A 10383-nucleotide genomic window follows, 5' to 3' on the forward strand; every position below is an offset into this window, starting at 1 on the left:
GGCGGGGGCCTGCTCCGGCGGCGTCGCGGGGGCAGGGGCCGCAGGTGTCGTACCGGCGAAGGGGGCGCCGGTGTCGGGTGCCCCTGGACCTCGTACCGCGGCCCGCGCGGCAGCGGCACCGCCGCCCGGCGGGACGGCTGGGGCGCCGCCTCCTCCGTAGGCCTGGGCCTGAGCCTGCGTCGGAGCCTGGGCCTGGGCCTGCGGCTGGGGATGGCCGCCGTGGACGTCGGGTCCGGGGACGTATCCCATGGCGGGCGCTCCGCCGCCGCCCGCGAAGTTGACGCCTCGTTCGAGCCGGTCGAGGCGGGCCATGACGGACTGCTCGTCGCCGTAGGTGGCGGGGAGCAGCACGCGGGCGCAGATGAGTTCCAGCTGGAGGCGGGGGGAGGTGGCGCCGCGCATCTCGGTCAGGCCGGTGTTGACGAGGTCGGCGGCGCGGCTGAGTTCGGCCGCGCCGAAGGTGCCGGCCTGCGCCTGCATGCGTTCCAGGACGTCGGCCGGGGCGTCGATGAGGCCCTTCTCCAGGGCGTCGGGCACGGCGGCGAGGATCACCAGGTCGCGGATGCGTTCCAGCAGGTCGGCGACGAAACGGCGGGGGTCGTTGCCCCCCTCCATGACGTGGTCGACGACCTCGAAGGCGGCGGCGCCGTCACCGGTGGCGAAGGCCTCGACCACGGAGTCGAGCAGCGAGGCGTCGGTGTAGCCGAGGAGGGAGGTCGCCATGGCGTACGTCACACCGTCGGTGCTCGCGCCCGCGAGCAGCTGGTCCATGACGGACATGGAGTCACGTACGGACCCGGCGCCCGCGCGCACGACGAGCGGCAGCACGCCCTCTTCCACGGGGATGTTCTCGCGCCCGCACACCTCGCCGAGGTAGTCGCGGAGCGTGCCCGGCGGCACGAGCCGGAAGGGATAGTGATGGGTCCGCGACCGGATCGTCCCGATGACCTTCTCGGGCTCGGTGGTCGCGAAGATGAACTTGAGGTGCTCCGGCGGCTCCTCGACGACCTTGAGCAGGGCGTTGAAGCCGGCCGACGTGACCATGTGGGCCTCGTCGATGATGTAGATCTTGTACCGGCTGCTCGCGGGCCCGAAGAACGCCTTCTCGCGCAGCTCACGGGCGTCGTCCACACCACCGTGCGACGCGGCGTCGATCTCGATCACGTCGATCGACCCGGGCCCGTTGCGCGCGAGGTCGCGGCAGGACAGGCACTCGCCGCAGGGTGTGGGCGTGGGCCCCTTCTCGCAGTTCAGGCAGCGGGCCAGAATCCGCGCACTGGTCGTCTTGCCACAGCCGCGCGGCCCGCTGAACAGGTACGCGTGATTGACCCGGTTGTTCCGCAGCGCCTGCTGCAACGGGTCGGTTACATGCTCCTGCCCGATGACCTCGGCGAACGACTCCGGGCGATAACGGCGGTACAGCGCGAGAGACGACACGCGTACGAGGTTATAGGCGCGCACTGACAACGGGGGCCGACGGGCGAGCTCGCGCGAACGCGGGGCGGCAGCCACCAGGGCGCCGGGCACCGCGGCGCCGGAAACTCAAGCGCCCCCCACGCACCCGCCAGAGCCAACCTACCCTTGCTGCCTTCCGGCCCTGGGGGAGTTCAGTCAGATAGCGCCGCGTGAGGGGCTCCGCACAGGCTACAGGATCTGAGCGGGGGGAACGAGTTCGCGAGCACTCCTCAACGTCTTGTATTGTTTGCCGCGGAGGATTCGCCTAGTGGCCTAGGGCGCACGCTTGGAAAGCGTGTTGGGGGCAACCCCTCACGAGTTCGAATCTCGTATCCTCCGCCAGTGCCTCACCGGGCACGATGTCGAAGGGCCCCACCGTTCGCGGTGGGGCCCTTCGTCGTTGTCCGTCTCAGTTTCCGTCTCAGTTGGTTTTTTCTTCGGTGCCGTTGCCGGTGTCTGTATCGGTGTTGGTCCTGGGCAGGACCCAAAGCGCGTCTCCGAGTTGCTGCGCGACCTTGCGGAGCATGGTCCCCGTCACGTGCATATAGCGGGCCCGCATCCGGGCCGCTCCCCCGGGCTCCCAGCCCATGATCGAGTCGATCACGACGTCCGGGACGCCGAGGATCAGGAGGACGGTCGCGGCGGTGTGGCGAGCGTCGTGGAGACGGCCGTTCCGTACGCCCGCGTCCCGGAGAAGCCGCTTCCAGGTGTGGAAGTCCGTGTTGGGGCTGAGGGGGCCGCCGATCGGCGAGGCGAAAACGTACCCCTTGCCCTCCCAGTCGGTACCGGCCGCGATCCGCTCCCGCTCCTGGGCTTCCTGGTGTTGACGGAGAATCTTGATCAGCGGATCGGGCAGGCCGATGGTGCGCCGTCCGGCTCGGGACTTGGTGGACTTGTGTTCGCGGCGGGTCTGCTCCTTCTTGGGGCAGTAGCCCGCCTTCCGACCACACGGGTTGGCACCACAGCCGTGCGCGTACTTCGGGCGGAGCCGGTTCTTGCGGATGCGGATGTACCCGGCGGCGAGGTCGACGTCTTCCCAGTGCAGGCCGAGCGCCTCGCCTTGGCGAAGGCCGAGCGCCAGGGCAACGACCCAACGTGCGCTGTTGCGGAGCTTGGCCGCTTCGACGAGCAGGCTCTGTACCTCCTCGATCGTGTAAGGCTCGATGTCCTCCTCTTCGAGGCGGGGAGCCTTGGCGATCTCGGCAGCGTTGGTGACGGCGTGCCCGCGCCGGACCGCTTCGCCGAGGGCGACTCGGATCGTCCGGTGAGCGTGGTGGGCGGTGCCGGCCGAACTCCCGGACGCCTGCATCTTCCGGTAGAAGCGTTCGAGGTGCTCCGGCTCCAGGCGGTCGAGCTTGTGGGCGCCCAGGCCGGGGACGAGGTGAACGCGCACGTCGACCTCGTACCCGTCATACGTGTTCTCGGAGACGTACGGCTTGGCGATGTTCTCGACCCAGTGCTCAAGCCAGCTCTGGACGGTCCATCCCTTGCCCGGCTTCCGCAGCTTCTTGTCGTCGCGGGCCCGCTCCATCTCGCGGACCGCCTTGGTCACTTCGGCCTTGGTCTTCCGCTCGATGTGACGGCGGTCGGGCTTGCCGTCGTCTTTGACACCGACGGTCACCCGGCCGTGCCATTTGCCGTCCTTGCCGAGGTAGATGGACGAGGCGCCGTTGGGCTGGCGGGTGCGTTTCGTCTCTGCCATGTCTCCCCCCTTCAGGCCGCTACAGCGGGACGGCGGCGGAGTTGGGTGACGTATGCGGGCAGCGCCTCAGCCGGAACTCGGCGTAGGCGGCCGACCGTGACCGATTCGATCTCGCCCGCGAGCACGAGCTTGAAGCAGGTTGTACGGCCGATACGGAGTCGCCGTGCCGCCTCTTCGACGGTCAGCAGGACCAAGGACGGGTCGGCCAGTTCCGGGACAGCGGTCAGGGCTCGCGGCTCAGCCACGGGTGGGCTCTCCTTCCGTTCCGAGGGCGGGTTCAAGGGTCTCGGCTAGCCAGGCTTCGGTGGAGGAGAGGCCGGTTCCGGCGAAGACCCAGTGGGCGAGGACGTACGTCGTGTTGGTGCGGGGGTCTGTTGTCGTGGGGGTCGCTTGGGCACGGTGCCATTCGGCTCGGGCGTCGCGGAGGGCGCCGAGGGTGGTGGAGTAGCGGCGGGATTTGGTGGAGAAGTGGCCGCGGAAGCCGAGCATGTGGGCCCAGGCGCGCAGGCGGAGGTGTTCGAGGCTCTTGCGGGCGCCGAGGGTCCAGGCTGTGCGGATGAGGCGGCGGGCGTGGTCGCTGATGTCGAGGTGGGCGAGTTCGGCGGCGAACTTGAGCGGGCGGTCGAGAGCTCCCGTCGCTGTTTCGGCGCCCTTGGTGGCGTACTTGGCGATGTAGGCGGCGACGGCTCGTTCGGTGAGTTCCTGGCCGTCGTTGAAGTCGGCGGATCGGATGGTGCGGACGTCGAGTTGGCGGCCGAAGGTGAAGGTGTGGGTGCGGCCGTCGATGGTCGGGCCGTCGACGCGGGCCTTGGCGGTCGCGGTGCGGATGGCGTCGGTGAGCAGGTCGGCGGTGGCCCAGGGCGGGGGTGGGGTGTCGCCGCCTGTGGGTCCGTCGATGCGGATGACTGCGTGGAAGTGGACGGCGCCGCGCTTCTGGTACTCGGCGACCTTTGCGAAGGACACGCGTGCGTGGTCGCGGAACCGGCGTTGGGAGAGGCCTGCGCGCTTGGCGACCTCCCGGCGCAGGTAGGTGGAGAAGCGGCGCCAGAGGGGACCGGCGTGTGCGTTCCAGAGGACGGCCGCTTCGTAGTCGTAGGTGTCCGGGTTGAGTGGGGTACCGAGTACGTCGTCGTCCTGGGTGTGGTGGGCGCCGCAGCGGCAGGGGCGGCCGTCGGTGCGGCGGTTGTGGACTGGGCCGAAGCCGGGGGCGGTGAAGGTGGCGAAGACGCGGGGGTGGGTGGCGACGTGTTCGGGGGTGCCCTTGCCGCCGCGCAGGCCCGAGGTGACCAGGTGGAAGGTGTCGCGGCGGTAGACCTCGGAACAGGCCGCGCAGCGGGTCGTACGGCGGTTGTTGCAGCGGACGAGGAGTTGGCCGGCCGGGAGGGTCGAGGAGTTGAGGTGGTGGAGGATGCCGCCGATCTCGCCGGTTGTGGTGTTGACGTCGTATTCGGTGCGGTGGCCGTCGAGGCGGATGGGGTTGGTGCAGCCGCCGAGGCCGGAGAGTTGGCGGAGGATACCCGGGAGGGTGCCCTGTGCGGCCAGGTTCGCTAGTTCGGGGAGTGGGGCCGGGGTGGGGCGGGTGAAGATGGCTTGCTCCTTCTGGCTGGCTCGGTCAGGAGAGACGGGCCCCGGGGCGGCGAAATGCTTGGTCGTGTGCCGCCGCCCCGGAGGCCAGGGGTCGTTCCGGGGGGTCGTTCAGCGGCGGTGGTCGCGGAGCATCGAGCGCAGGACCACGGCGGCGATGGCCACGGAGATGGCCGTTACGGCGACGGCGGCCAGGAGCGCGGTGAGGACGACTCCGCCGACGACCAGGGCGACGACTGTGTTGCGGTCGATGGAGACCGGCGGGAGCGAGCGCCGTGCGGGCAGCGGGTCGGCCGGGGTGTGGGTGTGTGCGGGCGGCGGGGTCGGGTTGTCGGGGTACTTGGGCAGGAACACGGCGAACCCTTTCTCATCTACTCGTCTAGTCATGTGAGCCGTTTACGACACCCACTCCGGAGCGCGTGCCGGACTCGATGGCGGGGGCGAGGAAGGTGTGCGAGAGCCAGAAGCCGAACAGGGCGATCAGAACGACGATCCAGGTGCGGACGCCGAGGAACTTGACCGCTCCCCAGGCGAAGAAGCCGAGGACGACGACGAGCGGCAGGCTGACGGTCACGGAGTGGAACTCCCTTTCAGCGGACGGGGCAGCGGTGGGTGTGGGCCGCCAACTCGGCGGCGGCACGGCTGTCGTAGTCGTGCGAGGCACCGCAGCGCGGGGCGGTGCAGGCGGCGGTGTGCTTCTCGCGGCCCCGGTCGTCGTAGTAGGTGGCGACCTGGACGGGGCCGATGCGGATGACGTTGCGGAAGCGGCGGTTGGCGGTCATCGTCAGTCCTCCTTTTGCGGGTTCGGGGCGGGGAACTCGGCGAGGATGCGGGCAGCTTGGGCAGGGTCCGAGGTCCGGTCGGCGGCTTCCTCGGCGAGGAGCCGGGCCAGTGCCCATCGGTTGCTGCGGGCCATCTCGCGGGCCGCGTCGAGGTAGTCGGCGGCGGTGTTGAAGGTGAGGGGCACGGGTCAATTTCCTGTCGGTGTGAGGTGGGCGGCGATGGCTTCGGCCATGGGTGCGGGGACGCCGAGGCGGGCGCGGAGGGTCGGGGTGTCGATGGGGGTTCCGGTTCGGGTGTGGTGCTCGGCGGCGACCTTGCGGGCGTGCTCGATCAGGGCGGCCGGGACCGGCACGGCGGGGCGGTTGGGTGGCGCCTCGACAGCGAGTTGGGCGGGCAGCTCGGGGGCTGATTCGGGCTTGTCTTCCTGGTCCTCGACCACCTCGACGGCGACGACCGCCTTGGGTGCCGAGTGGGCGAGGAGGGTTCCGCCGAGGAAGGCAACGGCGGGCCAGCCCGCCACGAGGATGCACAGCCAGGCGGGAACGTCGCCGAGGTCGAGCAGGCCGGCGGTCGCGACGTTCGCGCCGAGAGATGCGGTCAGCGCGATGACGAACCAGCACCAGCCGGAGGCTTTCGCGTCGCCGGTCCGCAGTCGGCGCCAGGCGGCGACGAGGAGCAGGTCGACGCTGATGGGGTAGGCCCACGCTTTCCACCCGTCCTGTCCGGCCGCCGAGGCGATGTCGTGCAGGTGGGCGAAGGAGAGGGCGGCGGCAATGAGCGCTTGGACGAGTACCGCGTCGACGCGGGCCAGTTGGGCGCGCATGATGCGGCTCCTTCCGGGTTCGGGCATGGGAGGGGTAGGGACCTGGCGCGAGACGGTCACGCCAAACCGGGGCGGGGGAAGGTCAGTTGGTTGCCGGGCGCGGCTGGACGTTCGCGCCCGGGGTCGCGGCCGGGCGTACGGGTGCGTACGGCTGGAAGCGCTTGAGCGCGGGCAGGTCGGGCACCAGGTGCGCGGAGTCGCGGCAGATCTCGGCGGCGTCGCCGAGGGACAGGTAGGGGGTGCGGATGCGGGACCAGCCGCCGGAGGTGTCTCCCGCAACGGCGAGGCCGGGGCGTTCGGGGGCAATGGCGCAGGCGGCGCCTACGGCTTCGGGGGCGATGTCGCCCAGGGCCATCTTGGCGGAGGCTTCGTCGTTGACGCGGTGGCAGACGCGGCCGGTGAGCTGGGCGCGGAGCATGGTGGCGCCCTTGCCGAGTTCGGCGCCGAAGCGCTGTCCGCAGACTTCGAGGTAGATGCCGGCGGCGCGGCCGAGTTGGGCGAGCCGGATGAGCTGCGTGACCATCTCGTCGCGGCGTTCCTCGTCCTTGCGAGTGGCGACGAGGAAGAGTTCGGCCACCTCGTCCACGAACAGCACGATCGGGACCGGGCGTTCACTCTCGGGCAGGCCCCAGATGTCTGAAGTGATCTCCTCGTCGGGGGTGTTGGGGGCGATGCCCTGCCGGGACTTGATCAAGTCGTAACGGTCCTCCATCTCGTCGATGAGCGCGGGCAGCAGGTCGGCGGCCTGGTCGGGATCGGTGGCCAGGGCCGAGAGTCGGGCAGCGAACGGGGACAGTTCCACGCCCCGCTTGCAGTCGATGCCGACCAGGGCAACCGGCTGACGGGCGAGCCCGGCAACCAGGTGGCGCAGGTACATGGACTTGCCCGACAGCGTTGCGCCGAGGGTGAGTTGATGCGGAACGGTGCGGTAGTCCCGTACGAACGGGGTGGCGTCCTCCCGCAGGGCGACCGGCACTTTGAGGAGGCCGGAGGGGAGCTTGCGGGTGCGGGGCATGCGGACCCGGCGCAGTACGTCGTAGCCGACGAGGCGGAGTTCGACGACGCCGGGCTTGAGGGTGGTGACGTAGACGGCGTGAACTCCCCAGGCGTGCCGCAACCGTTCGGCGGAGGCGGCGACGTCGGCGGGTTCCTGGCCCGGGGCGAGCCGCAGCCGTATCCGCAGGCCGGTCGTGGTGGGTCGGATGATGCCCCGGCGGGGCGGTACGGGCCGGACCTCACGTCGGGTGGTGGCCTTGACGGCGAGGATGCGCAGCCGGGACGGGGCGACGGTCAGGCCGCAGGCCTCCATGACCGAGCCGTACGAGCTGAGCAGGCGGGTTGTGGATATCGGCAGGCCGATCGTGGACCAGTACGCGGCCGGGTGCTTGGCCCGGGTGTAGGCGGCCCCGCCACCGAGCGCGGCGAGGGGACCACCCACCTCCAGGAGCGTCGTCAGGTCACTCATCAGGCGGCAGCCTCGGCGACGGCCGGGAAGGCAGCCGGAGTGACGGCGGCGGCACGGAAGGCGATGCCGTGACGCTGCTGCCCGTTGAACACGCTCTCCCACGGCCGGGCGACGAGTCCCGGGAGCGAGACCGGAGCTCCGAGCGCGAGCCCCTCGGAGACACCGCCCTCGGGGACGGTGACCTTGATGAGGGACGACTCGCCCTCCTCGATGTAGACGACGCCGAGCGTCATGAGCGCCTCGCCGCTGACGGCGTCCTTGGCGATCTCGCCGGTCTGACGGTCGCGGACCTTCGGCTCCGGGGCCTCGGTCAGCAGGATCGTCGCGGCGGCGGTCTCAACACGGATGGTACGCAAGGAAGTTTACCTATCCACTCGTCTATACATGCAGCGATCCGCGAACCCGATCTCCGGGTTCGCGCGGACCACCCTGCCACACAACTTGCCCACTCGTCTATACGAGTATGCACGTTGGGGTGTACGAGTTCGGGAAGCGTCCCCCGCGCACCACCGCCCATCACGCGATCAGGTCGCCGGGAGCTGGTACGACAGCACGTACGCGTCCGCCGCCATGACCGTGTCGCAGACCTCCACAGCCCGCCCTTCCGTGTCGTACGCGGTGCGGATCAGGTGGATCACGGGCACGCCTGAGGCCAGCCGGAGCGTCTTGACCTCGGTGGGCGAGGGCATCCGGGCCCGGATCTCCTCCTCGAAGTGGTCGAGGTGGTGGCCGAGTTCTTCGAGGCGGGCGTAGATCCCGCCGGGGCCCGGGTTGGATTCGGCGATCTGCGTACCGCGCGCGATGTCGAGCGGGAGGTAGGAGGTGGCGAACTCGACCGGCTTCCCGTCGAGGAGGTAGCGGCGCCGGCGGGCCAGCACTCGCCGCACGGAACCGAGCCGGGTGGAGATGTCCTGACTGGCCTTCTCCTCCTTCACCTCCAGACTGTCGACCTGAGGGTGACTGCCGGCGGCATCCGCCTCGACGATGAACGCAGATTTGCCCTGCTCACGGTGGCGGCGGGCGAAGCGGTCGGAAGCGAGACGCCGTACGGGCGGCCGAGGCCGGACGAAGACGCCCTTGCCGTGCTCGGCGTGCACCAGGCCCTCGCCCTGGAGGACGGAGAAGGAGTTGCGGACGGTCATCCGGGAAACCCCGTAGTGCTCGACCAGGTCAGCTTCCGAGGGCAGCTTCTCGCCCTCCTTGAACCGCCCACGGTCGATGGCCTCGCGCAGCTGGTCGGCGATCTGCCGGAAGACCGCACGATCACTCGTGGGGTCGAGATCACCGAGCAGGCCGGAACGGAGAGGGCTCACAGTGAGTACTCCTTTAGGTATCTAGACGAGTGGGCGAGTGTTGTTGCTACGGTGGAGAGCCTAGCCAGCCGGGAGGGCCGAGGAACGTGAGCATGGACCGTCCGCACTCCGTGAGCGTCGCCGGAGTCATCGTCGACGACCACGGCCGCGCCCTCCTGATCAAGCGCCGCGACAACGGCAAGTGGGAACCCCCGGGTGGCGTCGTCGAGCGAGACGAAACCCTCCCCGAGGCCCTCCAGCGCGAAGTCCTCGAAGAAACCGGCATCAAGATCGCACTCCCCGCGACCCTCACCGGCGTCTACAAGAACATGACCGGGCTGATCGTCTCCCTGGTCTTCCGCTGCCAGGCCGCCGACGGCACACCCACCACCGGGGACGAGACCCGCGCACTGCGCTGGGCCACCCGCGAAGAAGTCACCGAACTCGCCGACGAGGCATACGCGATCCGCGTCATCGACGCACTCGACGCGACGTCCCCGCCGGCCATCCGCGCCCACGACGGCGTGAAACTCGTCTAGCCCAAACCCGCTGCACATGGCGGCCTACCAGCACGAAGGAACTTGTATGCACGAGTATACGAGCACTGCGCGGGTCTGGGGACTCACTTGCCCAGGATTCCTCGAAGAGGTCAGCAGGGCGCGGCGCTGGACGCGGGACATCCTGCGCGGTTCGCCGTTGACCGAAGACGCGGAACTGATCGTGAGTGAGCTGAGCGCGAACGCGATCCTGCACACGGCGAGCGGGCGGGAGGCGGGCAGCTTCCATCTGGTACTCGCGGTGTCGGCGCAGGTGGTCGCTCTGTCGGTGACGGATGGCGGGGGCGCCGGGACAGCTCCAAAGGTCGAGCAGCGGGGCCAGGAGGCCGAGCACGGCCGGGGGTTGGGCATGGTCAGCGCGATTGCACACCGGGTTGTGGTCCATGACAGCGACGGCGGCCATACGGTCACCGCGGAGCTCTTCACAGACGTACGACGAGGAGCGCACCCATGCTGAGCACGACGATCGGCCCCGGCTTTTGGTGCGAGTGCTGGACCCGGCACTTGGACGGCAGCCGGCCGCCAACGCTCTTCGGCTCCTACGACGCGCGCACAGAGACCGAGGCGAACAACTGGGTCTCCGAGATCCTGCGGACCATCTCACCGGCACTCGACTCCGACGCCTCCCAGGAGGCATGGGACCGGCTTTACGACCACCGCATCAACACCCGACGGGCCCTGTTGCGCCGCGTGCCCTGGACGGTGTCCGTCGTCCACGCCCA

At 69.8% G+C, this 10383-nt stretch carries 15 protein-coding genes, 1 tRNA gene and 1 other RNA gene; 4 read left to right on the plus strand and 13 right to left on the minus strand.

Annotation, left to right across the window (positions count from 1 at the left end):
- Together SSP08S_RS50410 and ffs are read right to left on the minus strand one after the other, a co-directional pair.
- Nucleotides 1–1437 (minus strand): DNA polymerase III subunit gamma and tau (locus SSP08S_RS50410; protein ID WP_026179524.1); only part of this gene is annotated, 1437 nt, incomplete at its 3' end.
- Between the two features lie 102 nt (nucleotides 1438–1539).
- Nucleotides 1540–1638, minus strand: an RNA gene (ffs, locus tag SSP08S_RS58870) — signal recognition particle sRNA small type.
- Nucleotides 1639–1709: 71 nt separating this feature from the next.
- Between ffs and SSP08S_RS50415 the strand changes: the two genes are divergently transcribed.
- Nucleotides 1710–1797 (plus strand) — tRNA-Ser (locus SSP08S_RS50415).
- Between the two features lie 79 nt (nucleotides 1798–1876).
- On the opposite strand, the gene SSP08S_RS50420 is transcribed toward SSP08S_RS50415, so the two are convergent.
- The 11 genes from SSP08S_RS50420 to SSP08S_RS50475 form a co-directional block, all read right to left on the minus strand.
- Entirely contained in the window at nucleotides 1877–3157 is a 1281-nt protein-coding gene (locus SSP08S_RS50420) for a tyrosine-type recombinase/integrase (protein ID WP_019075272.1), read from the minus strand.
- A gap of 11 nt (nucleotides 3158–3168) precedes the next feature.
- The gene (locus tag SSP08S_RS50425) at nucleotides 3169–3402 is read right to left on the minus strand and encodes an excisionase family DNA-binding protein (RefSeq protein ID WP_019075273.1); all 234 of its coding nucleotides are present in this window, start codon (nucleotides 3400–3402) and stop codon (nucleotides 3169–3171) included.
- Nucleotides 3395–4699 carry a replication initiator gene (locus SSP08S_RS58605; RefSeq protein ID WP_078532841.1) on the minus strand — a complete coding sequence of 435 codons (1305 nt, stop codon included), beginning with the start codon at nucleotides 4697–4699 and terminating at the stop codon, nucleotides 3395–3397. The genes SSP08S_RS50425 and SSP08S_RS58605 overlap by 8 nt, the downstream gene beginning before the upstream one ends.
- 153 nt (nucleotides 4700–4852) lie before the next feature.
- Nucleotides 4853–5095 (minus strand): hypothetical protein, encoded by a 243-nt coding sequence (locus tag SSP08S_RS50440; protein WP_019075276.1) that lies wholly within the window; start codon nucleotides 5093–5095, stop codon nucleotides 4853–4855.
- 25 nt (nucleotides 5096–5120) lie between these two features.
- Nucleotides 5121–5315: a hypothetical protein gene (locus SSP08S_RS50445; RefSeq protein WP_019075277.1), complete on the minus strand. Its 195-nt coding sequence runs from the start codon at nucleotides 5313–5315 to the stop codon at nucleotides 5121–5123.
- A 16-nt stretch (nucleotides 5316–5331) separates the two neighbouring features.
- Nucleotides 5332–5523, minus strand: coding sequence for a mobile element transfer protein (locus SSP08S_RS50450; RefSeq protein WP_019075278.1), 192 nt, complete (start codon nucleotides 5521–5523; stop codon nucleotides 5332–5334).
- Nucleotides 5524–5525: 2 nt separating this feature from the next.
- A complete protein-coding gene (locus tag SSP08S_RS50455; RefSeq protein ID WP_019075279.1) occupies nucleotides 5526–5708 on the minus strand; it encodes a hypothetical protein in 183 nt (60 codons plus the stop codon).
- A gap of 3 nt (nucleotides 5709–5711) precedes the next feature.
- Entirely contained in the window at nucleotides 5712–6347 is a 636-nt protein-coding gene (locus SSP08S_RS50460; RefSeq protein WP_019075280.1) for a DUF2637 domain-containing protein, read from the minus strand.
- A gap of 82 nt (nucleotides 6348–6429) precedes the next feature.
- Nucleotides 6430–7812: an FtsK/SpoIIIE domain-containing protein gene (locus SSP08S_RS50465; protein ID WP_019075281.1), complete on the minus strand. Its 1383-nt coding sequence runs from the start codon at nucleotides 7810–7812 to the stop codon at nucleotides 6430–6432.
- On the minus strand, nucleotides 7812–8168 hold the full coding sequence (locus SSP08S_RS50470; RefSeq protein WP_019075282.1) for an SCO3933 family regulatory protein: 357 nt from the start codon (nucleotides 8166–8168) through the stop codon (nucleotides 7812–7814). The genes SSP08S_RS50465 and SSP08S_RS50470 overlap by 1 nt, the downstream gene beginning before the upstream one ends.
- Nucleotides 8169–8336: 168 nt before the next feature.
- Nucleotides 8337–9125, minus strand: coding sequence for a GntR family transcriptional regulator (locus SSP08S_RS50475; protein ID WP_019075283.1), 789 nt, complete (start codon nucleotides 9123–9125; stop codon nucleotides 8337–8339).
- Nucleotides 9126–9235: 110 nt separating this feature from the next.
- Between SSP08S_RS50475 and SSP08S_RS50480 the strand changes: the two genes are divergently transcribed.
- From SSP08S_RS50480 to SSP08S_RS50490, 3 genes are all read left to right on the plus strand, one after another.
- Entirely contained in the window at nucleotides 9236–9643 is a 408-nt protein-coding gene (locus tag SSP08S_RS50480; RefSeq protein ID WP_026179526.1) for an NUDIX hydrolase, read from the plus strand.
- Nucleotides 9644–9689: 46 nt separating this feature from the next.
- Complete coding sequence (locus tag SSP08S_RS50485; protein WP_019075285.1) at nucleotides 9690–10118, plus strand: ATP-binding protein; 429 nt, start codon at nucleotides 9690–9692, stop codon at nucleotides 10116–10118.
- The coding region (locus tag SSP08S_RS50490) for a hypothetical protein (protein WP_019075286.1) at nucleotides 10112–10383 on the plus strand (272 nt) is incomplete at its 3' end. The genes SSP08S_RS50485 and SSP08S_RS50490, both read left to right, overlap by 7 nt.

The organism is Streptomyces hokutonensis, assembly GCF_000376565.1.
Classification (GTDB): Bacteria; Actinomycetota; Actinomycetes; order Streptomycetales; family Streptomycetaceae; genus Streptomyces; species Streptomyces hokutonensis.